Here is a 17,541-nt window from a genome sequence, read left to right as displayed (position 1 = left end):
AACCATGAACAGACTCCTCCCAAGGTACTTTACATTAGCCGCCGGGGTACTTTTGGGGACTTCGCTGATTTTTAGTAGCTATATTCGTTCGCCGAAGCCGCCAGCCGCGCCGCCGCCGAATATTATTTTCCTGCTGACGGACGATCACCGCTGGAACGCCCTGGGCGCGATGGGAAATCCCATTATCAAAACGCCCCATCTGGACCGCCTCGCCAGCGGCGGGGTCTTGTTTCAGAACGCCTACGTCACCACCTCCATCTGTTGCGTGAGCCGGGCCAGCCTGCTGAGCGGGCAGTACATGTCCAGGCACAAAATTCAGGATTTTGCCACTAGTTTTGGCCCGGAGGCTTTTCAAAGTACCTACCCCATGCTGCTGAAGCAAGCGGGCTACCAAGTGGGCTTTATCGGGAAGTTTGGGGTGGGGAATCCTAAGGAGCAACCGGCCGCCGCCTTCGATTTCTGGGCCTGCTCGGACAAGGGCCAGCCCGACTACGAAATGAAAGACGAGCGGGGCAACTACCTTCACCATACCGACAAGGTAAACGGGGACATTGAGCAGTTTATGGAAAGTACCCGCGCGGCCCAGCCCTTTTGCTTGTCGGTGAGTTTTAAAGCGCCCCACGTGCAGGACAACGACCCCCGGCAGTTTATCATCCAGCCTCGGTATAAAAGCATGTACGCGGGCGACTCCATTCCGGAGCCCGAAAAGGCCGATCCGAAGTACTGGCGGGCGTTCCCGGATTTTTTTCGAACCGAAGAAAACATCGCCCGCGAACGGTGGCATTTGCGTTTTGAAAACAACCGCATGTACCAGGAGAGCGTCCGGAACTACTACCGCCTGCTGAGTGGCGTGGATGAGGTCGTGGGGAATCTGGTGCAGTCGCTCGAGCGCCGGGGCCTGGCCGATAATACCATTATTGTTTTTATGGGTGATAACGGTTTCTACCTGGGCGAGTACGGCCTGGCGGGCAAGTGGTACGGCCACGAAGAGTCGATCCGGGTACCGCTCCTGATCTACGACCCGCGCAACCCCAAGCTACGCGGGCTGCGCCCTCAGCCCTTCGCCCTGAATATCGATATTGCCCCCACGATCCTGCGCCTGGCGGGCGTAGCCGTGCCCGAAACCATGCAGGGTATCGACCTGATCGAGCTGGTAAGTACCCAAAACAAAGCGCTGGACCGGCCGGAATTCTTCTACGAGCATACCTTCATGGGAAGTCCCAAACTACCCCAGGTGGAGGGGGTCGTTCGAAAAGACTACAAGTACATGAAGTACATCGAGCACGGCTACGAGGAATACTTCGACCTGAAAAAAGACCCCGGCGAGCGGCAGAATCTGGCCGCGGACCCGAAAGCCGCCCGGAAAGTAGCGGAAGCCCGGCAAAAGTACCTAAAGTGGAAGCAGCAGGTACTTTAAGGCGTAAGCAGTTCGCATAAACTACCTTCAGACTAGCGGGGTACCTACGGCGTGGGTACCCCGGTTTTTATATAAACTATTTCCATCGGCCGAGAAAAAACCTAACGGCCAAGTACCTACGCGCGTAGATTAAACGGAAAAGGTACTTTAATGAATAGTACCTTTAGACGATTTAATGGTACCAAAGAACAGGATAGTGCCGGTGTTGGTTGAGGTACCTTTTGTGTAAATTGGTGAAAAGCCCGATCCTCTCATTGATTATAACTTTTTTGACGTAGTGCAGGAAATGACAGAAACCTTTTGGCTTTGGCAATTTTTGGGGCGGCTTCACCCGCTGATCGTTCATTTTCCGGTGGGACTGCTGTGCGTGGCCTTGTTGCTAGAAGTACTTGGGTGGCGGCGCCCCTATAACGAGCTGCGGTCGGGGATTACGGCGCTGCTCTGGATTGGGGCCATCAGCTCCGTGGTGGCGGTGGTATTTGGCCTGCTGCTGGTCAATGTGGAAGACTATAGCGGCGAGCTCGTAACCCTGCATCAGTGGGCGGGCATCGCTACCATGGTACTTTCCATCGTGACGCTGGGGGTACTTCGTACGGGGCGGCAGGCCTGGTACCGGGCCTCGCTCGTGCTGACGGTCGTGGGCGTGAGCGTAGCGGGCCACTACGGAGCCTTGCTCACCCACGGCGAAGACTACCTCAGCAGCGTGTTGCCGGGCGAGAATAGTACCCCAGAATCTGATTTTGGCGAAACCCACTTTACCTTTGCCAGTAACGCCAACCAGCCCCTCACGGAGCCGCAGGTGGCGCAGCTCAACCTGGAGGTACGCTCCATCCTGGCGCATAACTGCTACAGCTGCCACAGTGCCACCAAGACCAAAGGCGAGCTGCGCCTGGACCAGAAAGAGCTGTTGATGAAAGGCGGCGAAAACGGTCCGGTACTGGTGACGGGGCGGCCCGAGAAAAGCGAACTGATCCGGCGCGTGAAGCTACCCGCCGGGCATAAGGAAGCCATGCCTACCAAGGGCAAGCGCCTCACCGAAAAGGAAGTAGCGCTGCTGGAATTCTGGATCAAGCAGGGAGCGCCCTGGCCCAGCGGCCCCGAGAAAAGCATCTACCGCGTGGCGGCCCTGGAGCCCCGGCTACCGGCGCTTCCCCCGGCTACGGCGGAGCTTTCCCAGCCCATCGACCGCTTCGTGAATGTTTATTTTCAAAAAAATAAAATCAAGTGGAAACCCGCCGTCGACGACCGTACCTACCTCCGGCGGGTCTTTCTGGACGTGGTGGGGCTGCTGCCTACGCCCGAAAAAATCCAGGCTTTTGTGGCCGACACCCGCCCCGACAAGCGCGAGCAACTCGTAAAAGAACTCCTCAGCCGCCACGAAGACTACGCCCAGCACTGGCTCACCTTCTGGAACGACGCCCTGCGCAACGACTACTCCGGCACGGGCTACATCACCGGCGGGCGCTCCGACATTACCCAGTGGCTGTATGCCTCGCTGAAGACCAACAAGCCCTACAACTGGTTTGTGAAGGAGCTCATTAGCCCCACCAAGGAGTCGGCGGGCTTCATCAAGGGCATCAAGTGGCGGGGTACCATCAACTCCAGCCAGCGTACCGAAATGCAGGCGGCCCAGAACGTCTCGCAGGTACTTTTAGGACTAAACCTCAAGTGTGCTTCCTGCCACGATAGCTTCATCAGCGACTGGAAGCTGGACGACGCCTACGCCTTTGCCAACGTGTTTGCCGATAGTACCCTGGAGATCAACCACTGCGACAAACCTACGGGCCAGATGGCCGGGCGGCGGATTTTGTTCAAAGAGCTGGGCAATATCAGCGTGGATGCGCCTACCGAGGAGCGCCTGCGCGAGTTGGCCGATTATCTGGTGCAGCCCCAAGACGGACGGCTGTACCGCACCCTGGTGAACCGCATCTGGGCGCAGCTCATGGGGCGGGGTATCGTGGAGCCGGTAGACGTCATGGATAACGCGCCCTGGAGCCAGGATTTGCTCGACTGGCTGGCGTCGGACTTCGTGGCGCAGGGCTACGATGTCAAAAAGCTCATGTACGCTATCCTGACTTCCCGTACCTACCAACTACCCTCCGTGGGCGTTCGAGAGGCCGATCAGCTCATGGCTCCTACCTACGTCTTTGAGGGCATGGTGCGCCGCCGCCTCACCGCCGAACAGTTTGCCGACGCCGTCAGTGTGGCCTTCACCCCGCTCTACGCCGACTCGGCCATTGTCTACAAACTACTACCCGAAACCATCCGGCAGGAGGTACCTTTTCCCCGCGCGGCTTTGGTCAAAAACGACCCGTTCCTGACGGCCCTGGGGCGTCCCAACCGCGAAACGGTGAGTACCAGTCGGACGTCGCAAGCCAATCTGTTGCAGGCGTTGGAGCTCACCAACGGCGAGAAGTTCAACCAAGCGTTGAAAAGCGGAGCGGAGCAATGGAAGGCCAGGTACCCCACGGCGGAGGCGCTCGTGAAGGTACTTTACCGAAAGGCGCTGGGGCGCGATCCGCTCCCGAAAGAGCTGGCCGTGGCCGAAAAAATGATCGGTAAGAATCCCAGCGTCGAGGGCATTCAGGACCTGGCCTGGGCCATGGCCCTGCACCCCGAATTCCAACTCATTTATTAAAGTACCTACCATGAAACCTACCTGGAACCGACGCGAATTTCTGCAACGAACCAGTGCCGCCACCCTGGCCGCCCTGGCGGCGGGAGCTCCCGTAGCCAGTTTATTGTCGGGCTGCAGCGGGTGGCGTGGCCGTACCAACGGCACCGCCGACACCGTGATCCTGCTCTGGATGGCGGGCGGCATGGCCCATACCGAAACCTTCGATCCCAAGCGTTATACGGCCTTCGAAAAAGACATGGAAGGCAACCGCGTACTAAGTACCTTTCCCTCGGTACCTACCGTGCTGGACGGCATTCATTTTTCCGAAGGGCTGGAGTCCATCGGGAGCGTGATGGACAAGGGTACTTTGATCCGCTCCTACGTGGCGGCCGACATGGGGCACATCCTGCATTCGCGCCACCAGTACCACTGGCATACCTGCTACGAACCCCCGCAGACCGTCGCGGCCCCGCACCTGGGGTCCTGGATTGCCAAGGAGCTTGGTCCGAAAAACCCCGTGATTCCGGCCTTTGTCGACATTGGTCAGCGCTTCACGGTGGGGGAGGCCGAGGAGCTCAAAGCTTTCCATACGGCAGGGTTTTTGGGCAATGAGTTTGGCCCCTTCTTCATTCCCGACCCGAGCCAGGGCCTGGAGAGCGTGCGGCCACCGGTGGGCATGGACGCCAGCCGCTTCGAGCGCCGCAATCAGCTCTACAACGAGCTCATCAGCAACAGTCCGGTGGGCGAGTATGGTAGTGACTACCAGAAAGAATCCCTGCGGCGCTCCATGGAGCAGGCGTATAGGTTGCTGAATTCGCCCGAGGCCAAGGCCTTTGACCTCAGTACCGAGCCCAAGGAAAGCTACGACATTTATAACACGGGGCGGTTTGGGCTGGGCTGCCTGCTGGCCCGCCGCCTGACGGAGCAGGGTGCCCGCTTCATCAGCGTGACCACCGAGTACGAGCCCTTCATGGGCTGGGATACGCACGAAAACGGCCACACGCGCCTGAAAGACATGAAGAAGCTCATCGACGGCCCGGTGGCGCAGTTGATCAAAGATCTGGACAAAACCGGCCACCTGGACCGCACGCTGGTGATTCTGGCCAGCGAGTTCAGCCGGGATATGATGGTAGAAGGCCGCCCCGACGCCAAGGTACAGGAGCAGGTCAACCAGCCGGATATTTTGTCAGACCTGAAGTTTTACGGGATGCACCGGCATTTTACCGACGGCTGCTCGGTGCTGATGTTTGGCGGGGGGATCAAGAAAGGGTTTGTGTACGGAAAAACCGCCGACGAACGCCCCTGCAAGACCATCGAGAATCCCGTTCAGATCGACGGCATTCACCAAACCATCTACCACGCGCTGGGAATTCCGCCCGATACCCAGTATGAAATCGAAGGACGGCCCTTTTATACTACACCCGATGGCAAAGGAAAAGCCGTGAAGGAGCTATTGGCCTGAGACGGGCCCTGGGCAGGTACTTTGTTAAACCATTCGTTTGTATGTTTCGGAGATTGTACTTTTGGATAGGCTGTTTGTTCGTGGCGATTACGGCAGGTACTTTATCGTGCTACACCACGACCACCGGGCGCGCTGCGGAAGAAAAACTACCGGACGAGGTCAGCTATAATTTCGACATCCGCCCCATTCTTTCGGACAAATGCTTTGCCTGCCACGGGCCCGACGAAAACAAGCGTGAAGCGGGCCTGCGGCTGGACGTGGCCGAGGAGGCCTTTAAGGCCTTGCAGGAAAACCCCATGGCCCACGCGCTGGTGGCGGGCAAGCCGCAGCTGTCGGAGGTATTTCGGCGGATCTCGACTCCGGATACCGCCCTGCGGATGCCCCCCGTGGCGTCGAACCTGAAGCTTACGTCCCACGAAATTGATTTGATCGAAAAGTGGATTAAACAGGGGGCCAAGTACGAAAAACACTGGGCGTTTGAGGTACCTAAGAAGTCGGCCTTGCCCAAGGTAGAAAAAGCGGATTGGCCCAAAAACGAAATCGACTACTTTGTTCTGCACAAACAGGAACAAAAGGGGTTTGAGCCCAGTCCGGAGGCCGACAAAGAGCGCCTGCTGAAGCGCGTAGCCCTGGACCTGACGGGCCTGCCACCTAGCCTGGAGCTGATGGAGCAGTTCCGGTCCGACCCGAGCCCCCAGGCCTACGAAAAGGTCGTGGATCAGCTTTTGAAAAACCCCGCCTATGGCGAAAAAATGGCGCTGTACTGGCTGGATTTGGCCCGCTACGCCGACTCCCACGGCTACCAGGACGACGGCTACCGGACCCAGTGGCCCTGGCGCGACTGGGTGATCCACGCCCTGAACAAAAACCTGCCCTACAACCAGTTTGTAACCTGGCAGCTCGCCGGTGACCTGCTGCCCAACGCCACCAGGGAGCAGCGCCTGGCTACGGGCTTCAACCGCAACCACAAAATCACGGAGGAAGGCGGCGTGATTCCGGAAGAGTACCGCGTTTCGTACGTCACCGACCGCACCGACCTGCTGGGCAAAGGGCTGATGGGCGTAACCATGGAATGCGCCCGCTGCCACGACCATAAGTACGATCCGTTTTCGCAGAAAGAGTACTACCAGCTCTACGCTTTTTTCAACAGTGTGAACGAAAAAGGAATTGAGTCGGTGATTGGTGGGCCGGAAACCTACGCCAAAAATCCGCTGATGGAGATCAGCAACGAGGAGGTGCAGGGTATTCTTAAGTTCATCAATAAACCCGATACCAACCGGCTGATTGTGTCGGTGATGGGGGACCTGGATACGCTGCGGAAAACCTACGTCCTGCACCGCGGCGAGTACGACGCCCCCACCGACGAGGTGCAGCCAGGTACCCCCAAAGCCATCCTTCCTTTTAACCCAAAGTACCCTAAAAACCGCCTGGGGCTGGCTCAGTGGCTGTTTGATGCGCGCAATCCGCTCACGGCGCGGGTGGTGGTGAACCAGGTGTGGCAGGAGTTTTTCGGGAAAGGACTGGTCAAAACGACCGGCGATTTTGGGATGCAGGGCGAACTACCCTCACACCCCGAGCTGCTCGACTGGCTGGCGGTGGATTTCCGCGAGCACGGCTGGGATATGAAGCGGCTGGTGAAGCAGCTGGTGACGTCGGCCACGTACCGTCAGTCGGCGGTGATGCGCCCCGAGCACCTGGCCGCCGACCCGGACAACGTGTACCTGGCCCGCGCGCCGCGCTACCGCATTCACGCCGAGTTTATCCGGGATCTGGTGCTGTCCAGCAGTGGCTTACTCAACCGCAGCATCGGCGGACCCAGCGTGAAGCCCTACCAGCCCGCGGGCCTGTGGGAAGGCGCAACGTCGGGCCGGGGGCTGCTCTCTACCTACGTCCAGGACCACGGCTCGGCCTTGTACCGCCGGGGCATGTATACGCTCATCAAGCGCACGGTACCTCCGCCCGGCCTGGGTATTTTCGACGCCAGCAACCGCGACCTCTGCGAAGTAAAACGGCTCAAAACCAACACGCCCCTGCAAGCGCTCGTCATGATGAACGACCCCACCGTGCTGGAAGCCTCGCGGGTACTGGCCACGCGCCTGCTGCAGGAAGGTACCCCCACGCGGGATAAAATCACCAAGGCGTTCCGGCTGATCGTGTGCCGTACCCCGAGTGAGCAGGAGCTGACCTTGCTCACCAACTACTACGAAAAAGAGCTGAAAAAACTAGAGGCCTCAACCGCCGAAAAGCTGGTGTCGGTAGGGGAGTACCCCCTGGCACCGAAGGTAGAGACGCGGTCGCTGGCGGCGTTGATGCGGGTCGTCAATACCCTTTATAATTTGGAAGAAACCATTACCAAATCCTAGTGAGCATGGAAAAAGAGATCCTGGAACACGGCCTGAACTTCAACCGCCGCCGCTTCTTATCAACCGCGAGCCTGGGACTAGGGAGCGTGGCGCTGGGGTCGTTGCTGATGCCCAACCTGTTTCGCAACGGCGGCGTGGACGAAGAAGCTCTTGCGGCTGGTATTCCGCACTTTGCGCCCAAAGCCAAGCGCGTCATCTACCTCTTTCAGAACGGTGCGCCCTCGCAGCAGGAGCTCTTTGACTACAAGCCCAAGCTGCGCGAGCTGATGGGCCAGGAGATTCCGCCCTCGGTGCGGGGTACCCAGCGCCTCACCGGCATGACCGCCAACCAGTCCTCCTTTCCGCTGGTGGGCTCCTTTGTGGATTTTAAGCAATACGGCGAGTCGCGGGCCTGGGTCAGCGACCTGATGCCGCATACGGCCAAGATCGTGGACGACTTATGTTTTGTCAAATCCATGTACACTGAGGCCATCAACCACGACCCGGCGCTTACCTTCCTGCAAACGGGCTCGCAGCAGGGCAACCGCCCCAGCATGGGTGCCTGGCTGAGCTACGGGCTAGGCAACGAAAACAAAAACCTGCCAAACTTCACCGTGCTGCTCTCGCGCGGGATCGGCAACGGGCAGGGGGTGTATTCCAAGCTGTGGTCCAACGGCTTCCTGGACTCGGTACACCAGGGCGTGCAGTTTAGCAAAGGCGAAGACCCGGTACTGTACCTGCGCGACCCCGACGGCCTGAACCGCCACGACCGCCGCGAAATGCTCGATCACCTCGCGCAGCTCAACCAGCTTTCGTACGAGGAATTTGGCGACCCGGAAATCACGGCCAAAGTACAGCAGTACGAAATGGCCTACCGCATGCAAACCGCCGTGCCCGAGGTACTTGATTTGTCCAAAGAACCCGACGACATCGTGAAGCTCTACGGGCCCGACTGCCTGGTACCGGGTACCTACGCGGCCAACTGCCTGCTGGCCCGCAAGCTATCCGAAAACGGCGTGCGCTTCGTGCAGCTTTACCACCAGGGCTGGGACCAGCACGGCAACCTACCCTTCGAGATCGCCAAGCAGGCTATGGACGTGGATCAGGCGTCGGCGGCGCTGGTGACCGACCTCAAGCAGCGTGGCCTGCTGGACGAAACGCTGGTGATCTGGGGCGGGGAGTTTGGCCGGACCAGCTACACGCAAGGTACCCTCACCAAAGACAACTACGGCCGCGACCACCACCCGCGCTGCTTCACGATCTGGATGGCGGGCGGGGGCATCAAGCCGGGGATGGTCTACGGCGAGACCGACGAGCTCGGGTACAACATCAGCCAGAATCCGGTCCACGTGCACGACTTCCAGGCTACGGTGCTGCACCAGCTCGGGCTCGACCACGAAAAGCTGATCTTCAAACACCTGGGCCGCCGCTACCGCCTCACCGACATCTCCGGCCGGGTGGTGCGGGATATTATCAGTTAGGTACTTTACCCATTGCATCGTCGTTTTTCATGAATTATAAAGCCAAAGGGATTGCGGAACAAGTACTGATTGCGGCCAACGTCTTCATTCTGTTTATACTAATATTTGAAGAAAAACTGGAGGTACCCCTCTGGCTGCAACCGCTGGGGCGCATGCACCCGCTGCTGCTGCACTTTCCCATTGCGCTGCTGCTGCTGGCCCTGGCGATGGAATTTTTCCGTTTCCGAACGACCTACGCCTCCAACGCTTTTTACCGTACTTTCCTCACCAACCTGCTGCTGGTAAGTACCTTGCTGGCGGCCGTGACGATCATCATGGGGCTGTTCCTGGCACGGGAGGAGGGCTACGCGGGCCAAGTACTGGCGTGGCACAAGTGGACCGGCGTAGGTACTTTGTGGATGGCTTCGCTGCTGTACTGGGGACGGCAAACGACCTGGTACCAGGTACCTTGGGCGCGGGCGGGTACGGTACTTACCGCGCTGCTGCTTCTGGTAGCCGGGCACTATGGCGCTACCCTTACCCACGGCGATAGCTTCATCACGGGGCCGCTGCTCGCCGAAGCCGAGAAAGTACCCCCGGCGCTGGAAGAGGCGCGGGTGTACGAGCACGTGATCCAGCCGCTTTTTGAGCAGAAATGCCTGAGTTGTCATAATCCTGAAAAAATCAAAGGTGGCCTGCTGCTCACCGACGAAGCGGCGATTCGGAAGGGCGGCAAAACGGGGAAGCTCTTCGTGCCGGGCAACCCCGAGATGAGCCTGCTGCTGCAACGTGTGCACCTACCCCTGGACGACAAGAAGCACATGCCGCCCCGCGGCAAGGCGCAGCTCAGCGCGGAGGAAGTAGCGCTGCTCGCGTGGTGGGTCAGGCGCAACGCCGACTTTAAACAAAAGGTACTTGAACTACCCCCCACCGACTCGCTGCGCATCCTGGCCGAGGCGGCGCTCGGAGGTACTTCGGAGGAGCAATTTGACTTCGCGGCGGCGGACGAAGACCTGATCCAAAAGCTCAACGACGACTACCGCACCGTGGCGCCGCTGGCGCGGGAGTCGCCCGCACTGGCGGTGAATTTGTATAACCAAAGTACCTACACGCCCGAGAAACTACGGGAACTGAACGACATCCGAAAGCAGATCGTCTTTTTGAATTTGACCAAAATGCCCGTCAAAGATGCCGATCTGAAAAGCGTCGGTCAGTTTGAGAATTTACAAAAACTGGATCTGAACTTTACGGAAGTAAGCGGGAAGGGCTTGCGGGAATTGTCTTCCTTGAAAAAATTAAAAAGCCTGTCGCTGGCCGGTACCCCCGTCAAGTACCCCGAGCTGGCGGAGTCGCTGCGGGGGCTGGGTAACCTCCGCACGGTGGCCGTCTGGAATACCGGCCTGACGGAGACCGAGGTAGAGCAGCTTCGAAAAAAGTACCCCAGTGTGCGGTTTATCGAGGGCTTCAAAGGCGAAAAAACGGCGCCCATGCAGCTCAATCCGCCCCAGCTCAAAAATGCCTCACCCATTTTTGGCGAGTCGCTGGCGTTGCAGCTTCACCACCCCATCCGGGGCGTGGAGATCCGCTACACCACCGACGGCACCGCGCCCGACAGCCTGCGCTCGGCGGTATTTACGAGCGGTACGGTACTTGGCCAAAGTACCTCCATCCGCGCCAAAGCCTACAAGGCGGGCTGGTACGGCTCCGAAGAAGCCCGCTTCGAAGTGTACCGAAGTACCTACAAGCCCGACAGCCTGCGGCTGCTGCTGCCGCTCAACCGCGTACACCAGGCCGAAGGTACCCAGACGTTTTTTAACAGTACCCTGGGTACTTTCAATGCCAACAGCCCCGCCTGGGCCAACCACTGGGCTGGCGTGCGCGACAACGACCTGGCGCTTTTAGCCGAATACAAGCGGCCCGTGACGGTCAGCTCCGTCACGCTCCGAACCATGATCGAACCCGAGACGGGGATCTTCCCGCCCGCGGCCATCGAGGTGTGGGGAGGTACTTCGGAAACCCAGCTGAAGCTGCTGGGTACTTTCAAGCCCCAGGTACCTGTCAAAGGTACCCCGCCCGCTCTTCAGGCGCTGGGGGGTACTTTCAAACCCCAGACGGTTACCTTCCTCAAGATCATCGCCAAACCCCTCCCGGAAATACCCGACTGGCACGGCAGCAAAGGCCGCCGGGCCCTGCTGCTGGTGGATGAGGTATTTGTGAATTGAAACGGCGTTTAGTGTCCCACTTCCACGACGGCGATCACCGGCAGGTGATCCGAGTAGTAGCGGCCTTCCTGCTGGTCGGACAGGGTGGCGTGCCGAAGTACCTTGACGTGGGAAGTAACGAAAATATAGTCGATCCGGCTGCGGATGGGTTCTTTTCGCACGGAGAAGCCACTCGATGTGTTCTCCGGCCCGTAATGGGGCGTTTTGGATTGCTTTATGGAATCCAGGAGCTTCCTGCCTTCCGTTAGCTTTTGGTAGGTAATAGAGGTAGGAGAGGCGTTGAAATCGCCCGCGACGATGACGGGTTTTTGTCCGGCAATGGTCTGGAGCTGCTCGTGCAATACGTCGGCACTTTTTTGCCGGGCTATTTCGCCGCGATGATCCAGGTGGGTATTGAAAAAGAAAAATTCGGTACCCGTGGTTTGGTCGGCTAGTTTACACCAGGAGGCCGTGCGCGGATAAAACGCGTCCCAGCTTTTACTTTCCTTGACGTTTGGCGTTTCCGAATACCAGAAGGTACCTGAGTCCAGGAGCTTGAAGCGGCTCTTGCGGTAAAAAATAGCGGTGTATTCGCCATTTTTACCCGCCACCCTAGGCACGCCGTACCAGCTAAAATCAGGCAGTAGCTTTTCGAGGTCCGCCAGTTGGTCCGGCATGGCCTCCTGTACGCCCAGGACATCCGCCTGGTGGTAGTGGATAAGCCCGGCTACGTTTTCCTTCCGAAACTCCCAGCCGTTGATGCTGTCGATGGTATTTTTGTAGCGAATGTTGTACGTCATCACCCGCATGTCCTGCGCCCACGTCAGGTACGACGACAGCGTGAGGATCCCGACGATCCACCACCTCAGGGAGGTACTTTTGATCCTTGTTATCATAGAGCTTAATCTGTGTTATTGGTTGTTAGCCAAGTAGTTGTTATTTCGCTTCAACAGGTTTAGTGCGGGAGCGTGCCTCGCTTTGCTTGATAAAGTCGATTCCTTCCAGCGTAAACTTCGAGCTATCTTCCTTGGTCTTTTTGTAGTACGGCGAATACATGCTGGCGTCTACGGTACCTTTGTCGAGATCGAAAGATAACAGCCGCATGTACCCTCCACCAAAATCCTGGTTTTGGTAATTCTGTAGAATCTGGTAAATCTTGTTGCCCGCGTCTCCGGTATCTACTTTCAGGGCCGAGCTCATGACGTGCCCGCTGAGGACAAACCGGATGTTGGCGTGCTTTTTAATAAGTCTGTCAAAGACCGTCTGGGGGCTGAAGTCGCCGTAGCCCGCGTTGGTAGTGGCAATTTCGCCGCGCGGCGTCAGGTGGTAGTGGGTCAGGATGATGACGTTGTAGTTGAAGTACTCCTTGATAATATCACCGGCCCAGTTGACGGGCCCCATCCGGGGGCAGAATTCCAGGGTTACGACCAGCCAGTTGGTGTCACCTACCTTGAAGGTATAGTAGGCGTTGTCACTCTTATCGGCCTCATAGCGGCCGCGCTGGCTCACAAACCGGCTCATCGGAAAGTACGCATTGAATTTGTGGGTTTTGCGGAGGTTCTGGTTTACGTTGCCCGGGGCCGCGCTGCCGCTCAAAAATCCTACGGCTTCGGTGTCGTGGTTGCCCAGGGTAATGGCGTACGGGATACGGTGGGCATCCAGCCGGTCAAAGCCCTTACTGGCTACTTCCCAGTGGTCATAATTGTCAAAATCGACGACATCCCCGACGTGCAGCACCAGGGGGATGCGGAGCGAGTCTTTGTGCTTGATCAGCCAATCAATCCGGCTGTTGAACATATCGTGTTTGGCTCCCACTTCGCTTTGGGTGTCCGGGAAAACGGGTAAGGTGAATTTTTGGGCGTACGCATTGATTACGCTAAACGGGACAAAAAGGAACAGAAGAATTTTTACCAGGCACTTCATGGGTCGTCGCATCGTCATGTTAGGGAGACTTAATCTTATTTTTTAAGGGTCATGTTTTGGTTAAAAGGGCTACCGGCTTACTTTTTCTTTTGGGGCGAAACAACTTCCCGGATCGCCTTCAGGTACTTAGCCTCCGGATCGGCTTGGGTAGGTACCAGGTACCCTCCTTCGCCCAGTTCATTCCAGGCGTACAGCAGCATGATGCGCTCTTGGGTGGTTTGCTCGGGGTGAGCGTCCATCCAATGAATCCCCTCGTTTAGAAATTCTTTAAACTGCGCCACCGTTCGGTCCGTATAGTACCAGCCTTCCTTCTGGTTCAAGCCTTCGGGGCCTTCCCAGGGGCGCTTATCCCAGCCTACGGTTATTTCAGGAATGTAAGGTAGTTCCGGCGTACCCGACCAGTTCTTTTTATGGGCCTCGATCAGTTCCGAGTAGGGGTGGGCTTCGGAGCCCGCGGCGTAGCCAGGAATGATGTTGTAGTGGGTGCGGTACATAAAACCGGGGGTAGTGGCGGTCCCACAGCCCGCAATGGCCAGTCCCGGCAGACTCCCTTTGGCCGCCTGCTGCATCCGGGCCAAGCCTTCTTCGTCAATTCCTTTCGTATTGAAAAGTACCACCAAAGGCTTCCCGTCTACGGTGACGTACTGCGGGTCCTGGAAGTAGGGCAGCCAGTATTCGGTGGCTTTGGCCCAGTTTTCGGGCCCCACGATTTCCGATCCGGTGTGATTGGCCACCAGCAGCCCGAATTTGACGCGGTGCTTATTTTTTGCCTTTAAATAGAGGTTAAGGCTGGTATGATGCGGGAGGTTCTGGATGGCTTCTGGGTTGATCGTACCCTTGCTGTCGCGCCAATACCAGCAGAACAGGAAAAAATCGACGCCGTTGTCGGCGGCCAGGTCAATCTGTTTTTCCATGATCTCCTGCGAGTCGTCCCGCCATCCCCACACGGGCTGCCGGTCCGAAAATTCCTCCACAAACCGACGGGTCAAGTGGGTAGGGGCGTTTGTGGCCCAGGGCTCGCTGGGGTTGTCGGCGTGTTTGTTTTTTCCGGCCCAGCCGTCGAAGTAGTACACGCCAATTTGCGCCCGTTTTTTAGCCGGGGTACTTTGGCCGTAGCTGCGCTGAATGCCGCCGATAAAAGCGAGCAGAACAGCCAGCCCGATCAGATTTCTGAATCGATGCATGTAGGTAGGGTGATGTTAAAGAGGCGTTTTGCGTTGAGGGTAGAGCGGCGTTGCCCGGTAGGGAAAAACCGCTCTAAGGTGATTATCAAAGCGAGCGTTGCTCCGCAACTAAGGCGTCACGACCGGCTGGTACAATTCCATCACAACCCCTCTGTCCCGAACGACCAGGGTATCCATGGCCGAGTACGTATTCGTTCCGTCCGAGAATTGATAATTCAGGTGAATGGCGTCCCGCTTTTTGTTGCCCCATTCGTCGGCGTCTTCCCGGAATTTCCCGGTTCCGGTGATGGTGTAGGCCGACCCCTCGGCGCCGCTCACTACGCAGTCGTTGCCCGAAAAAGTAAGCAGTAGGTTCAGGGGGCCGGTGATGGTGGAAGAGCGAATGACCCCGCTGAGGGAAACCTGGTTTCGGGCGGTGGTGGTCAGTTTCCATACTTCGTCGGAAGTGATGTGTTGCTGGCGGTAGGCGGTGGTTTCGATCACCTGGTCCGCCGCATTTTTTACCGTGCTCCGGCCCCGGTGAAAGTAGTTGCCGTGGTAGGGGTTGACGTACTTGACCGCAAACATGGTGAAGTCTTTCGGAACGACATCCCAGTGGCTGGCTATGCGCCGGTCGGGCCGGGGCAGGGAGGTTTTTCCCCTCAGGACGGAGTCCAGGTTGGTTACCTGCGTAATGCGAATCGGCACTACGTAAGCCAGCTTAATGGCCGCCGGATCATTAAAAAAAGCATCCGTCAACTGTACCTCGATATTTCCGGTAACCTCCCCGGCAGGAATGATAAGCTGATCGGCGGAGCTCAAGGTATAGTACTCCTTGGGCAACGGATAAATAGGCTGGCGGGTAGAGGCAAAAGTAGCTTTTTCGCAAAGGCTGTTATCAACCTCGATCTTGAAAATCCGGTCAACTTTATTTTCATATACTCCTCCCATGGTAGCTGAGATCAGGAATTTATGGTTGTTGTCGTTCGAATTGTCGTAGATATCCTTGCCAAGTACCAGGGTTCGGACGGGGTACTGGTAAGGGAAATAGCCGGTTGTATAGTCAAAATCCGGAAAAACGATTTCCTGATTTTTACAACCCACTACTCCAGCCGACAGCATAAGCAGGAATACTATCTTTTTCATATCAAAGGTCTTGTAAATGAATGTTGGGTTCGAAATAGGTCTACCACCCTTTGTTTTGGATCAGGGCGTTGTATTTAACGACTTCCGTTTCAGGGATCGGGCCGTAATGCATGTAGTTGTTGTTGTATACCCGGGGCTCCACGTCCACTACGGTGAGGTTAGTTCGGTTGATGTTTATCCCTTTGGCCGGTTCTGCCAGGTTTTCTTTCCAGCGGCGCAAGTCCCAGAAGCGGAAGCCTTCGAAGCATAGCTCAAGCCGTCGCTCGTTCCGAATCAGTTTCCTCATCTCTTCTTTGGTGGTGATGGAAGTCAGGTACGAATCCGGTTGGGTAATACCGGCGCGCTTGCGGATGGCGGCCACCACTTCCCGGGCCGAAAAACCCCAGGTACCTGCGCCATCCGGCCCCCAGGCCTCGTTGGCCGCTTCGGCATAGATCAGAAACAGTTCGGTATAGCGCATATGTACTTCGTAATGCTTCTGGGTGGTCATGGATACCGGGTTAAGATTCACTTCTTCCACCAGTAGTTTTTTGAGGTAGTAGCCCGTGCGGGTAGAGGTTTCTACCGAATCTTTGGCATCGACGCCACCGCCTACCCCCGTGCGAAGCGTTCTGCCCGAAAACGTATTGCCGTCGTACGCAATGTAGAGGCGTAGCCGCGGGTCCCGATTGGCGTAGGGGGTAGCTGGGTCGTACTGGCTTTGCGGATGGTCAATAGGATACCCATTGGCGGCGGGGAAGGCATCGACCAGGTTTTGGGTTGGGTTCACATTGCCCCGGCCAAACAGCGACGGAGGGAAATGGGCCTGCTCCCTGGAGTTGGAGTTAACCACGGAACTCCGCCACAGGATTTCCTTTTGGTCGATGGGGGTACTGGCCGAAACGTTTACGGCATCAACCAAGGATTTAAGGTAAAACCGGTGTCCGGCCGGATCGAGCCCCGCCAAGCCGCCCAGTTCCTGGAGGGATGCTCCCGCGTAATCAGCGGTTTTTGCCCACAGGGAGGCATTGTTGTTGGGGTTGAAAGCAGGGCTGGCCGCCAGCAAGGCCAGCCGCGCCCGCAACGCTTTGACCATGCGGGCGCTGATGCGCTGGTTGAGCTCCTGGCCAAAAATGATGTTATAGTTAACGACCGAAACGTGCTCGTAGCCCTTAGGTAGCTGGCTTGTATTGCTGATATTCCGGTAGTCGTTCATGGTCAGGTACCCCAGGGACCGATCCATGTCCGCGTAGATCTGGGCCACGGATTCTTCAAAAGTAGCCCTGGGTAGGTTGAAGTTATCCCGTACATCCAGGAGCCGGTCGAAGATAGGAATCCCCAGCAGTTGCCCGTTTGCGCCGGGGCCCGCCACGGTTACTAACAAATGGTACTGGAACAAGGCCCGCAGGGCGTAAGCTTCGCCCTTGAACCGCTGCGTATACATCCAGTTCAGCTCAGGAACCGAGCCCTTCCAGTTGACGGTATCGATTACCGCTAAAAACTGATTCAGGCTTTGGATCGCGGCGATGGAGTTATTCCACTGGCCAACGGGATTGTAAATGGAAGACCATTGCCCGGTAGCCATCCGGAGGTAGTCGTTCAGCTTATTGTTGGTGACGGCGTCGTCGGTAGCGACGTCGTTAAAACTCAGGCTGTTGGTGGGGAGGCGGGTATAAGCCGCCATCAGCACGCCTTCGGCAAAGGTGGGGTTTTGGTACACCCGGTCGAGCGTGGCGTGATTATCGTTGACGGGCTCCAGTATATCACATCCCGCCAATGCCACGCAAAGTGCGAAGAGCCATCTATATATTTTTAAGGATTTTAACATGTC

Annotated in this window: 11 protein-coding genes; 6 read left to right on the top strand and 5 right to left on the bottom strand. The window is 57.4% G+C overall.

Going from position 1 to position 17,541, the window contains the following annotated elements; translation table 11 throughout:
• Nucleotides 1–4: 4 nt before the first annotated feature.
• From HNQ92_RS27180 to HNQ92_RS27155, 6 genes are all read left to right on the top strand, one after another.
• Nucleotides 5–1,417, top strand: a complete 1,413-nt coding sequence (locus HNQ92_RS27180; protein ID WP_184179490.1) for a sulfatase family protein — start codon at nt 5–7, stop codon at nt 1,415–1,417.
• 286 nt (nt 1,418–1,703) lie between these two features.
• On the top strand, nt 1,704–4,055 hold the full coding sequence (locus HNQ92_RS27175) for a DUF1549 domain-containing protein (RefSeq protein ID WP_184179487.1): 2,352 nt from the start codon (nt 1,704–1,706) through the stop codon (nt 4,053–4,055).
• 10 nt (nt 4,056–4,065) lie between these two features.
• The gene (locus HNQ92_RS27170) at nt 4,066–5,496 is read left to right on the top strand and encodes a DUF1501 domain-containing protein (protein ID WP_184179484.1); all 1,431 of its coding nucleotides are present in this window, start codon (nt 4,066–4,068) and stop codon (nt 5,494–5,496) included.
• Between the two features lie 41 nt (nt 5,497–5,537).
• On the top strand, nt 5,538–7,859 hold the full coding sequence (locus tag HNQ92_RS27165) for a PSD1 and planctomycete cytochrome C domain-containing protein (RefSeq protein ID WP_184179481.1): 2,322 nt from the start codon (nt 5,538–5,540) through the stop codon (nt 7,857–7,859).
• A gap of 5 nt (nt 7,860–7,864) precedes the next feature.
• Nucleotides 7,865–9,319: a DUF1501 domain-containing protein gene (locus HNQ92_RS27160; RefSeq protein WP_184179478.1), complete on the top strand. Its 1,455-nt coding sequence runs from the start codon at nt 7,865–7,867 to the stop codon at nt 9,317–9,319.
• 29 nt (nt 9,320–9,348) lie between these two features.
• Nucleotides 9,349–11,520: a c-type cytochrome domain-containing protein gene (locus HNQ92_RS27155; protein ID WP_184179475.1), complete on the top strand. Its 2,172-nt coding sequence runs from the start codon at nt 9,349–9,351 to the stop codon at nt 11,518–11,520.
• A gap of 8 nt (nt 11,521–11,528) precedes the next feature.
• On the opposite strand, the gene HNQ92_RS27150 is transcribed toward HNQ92_RS27155, so the two are convergent.
• From HNQ92_RS27150 to HNQ92_RS27130, 5 genes are all read right to left on the bottom strand, one after another.
• A complete protein-coding gene (locus tag HNQ92_RS27150) occupies nt 11,529–12,395 on the bottom strand; it encodes an endonuclease/exonuclease/phosphatase family protein (protein WP_184179472.1) in 867 nt (288 codons plus the stop codon).
• Nucleotides 12,396–12,435: 40 nt separating this feature from the next.
• On the bottom strand, nt 12,436–13,440 hold the full coding sequence (locus HNQ92_RS27145; protein WP_221307562.1) for a metallophosphoesterase: 1,005 nt from the start codon (nt 13,438–13,440) through the stop codon (nt 12,436–12,438).
• Between the two features lie 59 nt (nt 13,441–13,499).
• The gene (locus tag HNQ92_RS27140) at nt 13,500–14,606 is read right to left on the bottom strand and encodes a glycoside hydrolase family 99-like domain-containing protein (RefSeq protein WP_184179470.1); all 1,107 of its coding nucleotides are present in this window, start codon (nt 14,604–14,606) and stop codon (nt 13,500–13,502) included.
• Between the two features lie 108 nt (nt 14,607–14,714).
• Nucleotides 14,715–15,731, bottom strand: coding sequence for a DUF5627 domain-containing protein (locus HNQ92_RS27135; RefSeq protein ID WP_184179467.1), 1,017 nt, complete (start codon nt 15,729–15,731; stop codon nt 14,715–14,717).
• 40 nt (nt 15,732–15,771) lie between these two features.
• Entirely contained in the window at nt 15,772–17,538 is a 1,767-nt protein-coding gene (locus HNQ92_RS27130; protein ID WP_184179464.1) for a RagB/SusD family nutrient uptake outer membrane protein, read from the bottom strand.
• Nucleotides 17,539–17,541 lie beyond the last annotated feature (3 nt).

This window comes from Rhabdobacter roseus, assembly GCF_014202275.1.
Classification (GTDB): Bacteria; Bacteroidota; Bacteroidia; order Cytophagales; family Spirosomataceae; genus Rhabdobacter; species Rhabdobacter roseus.
The sequence above is the reverse complement of the archived record's forward strand: the minus strand, read 5'-3'. Positions and strand labels throughout refer to the sequence as shown.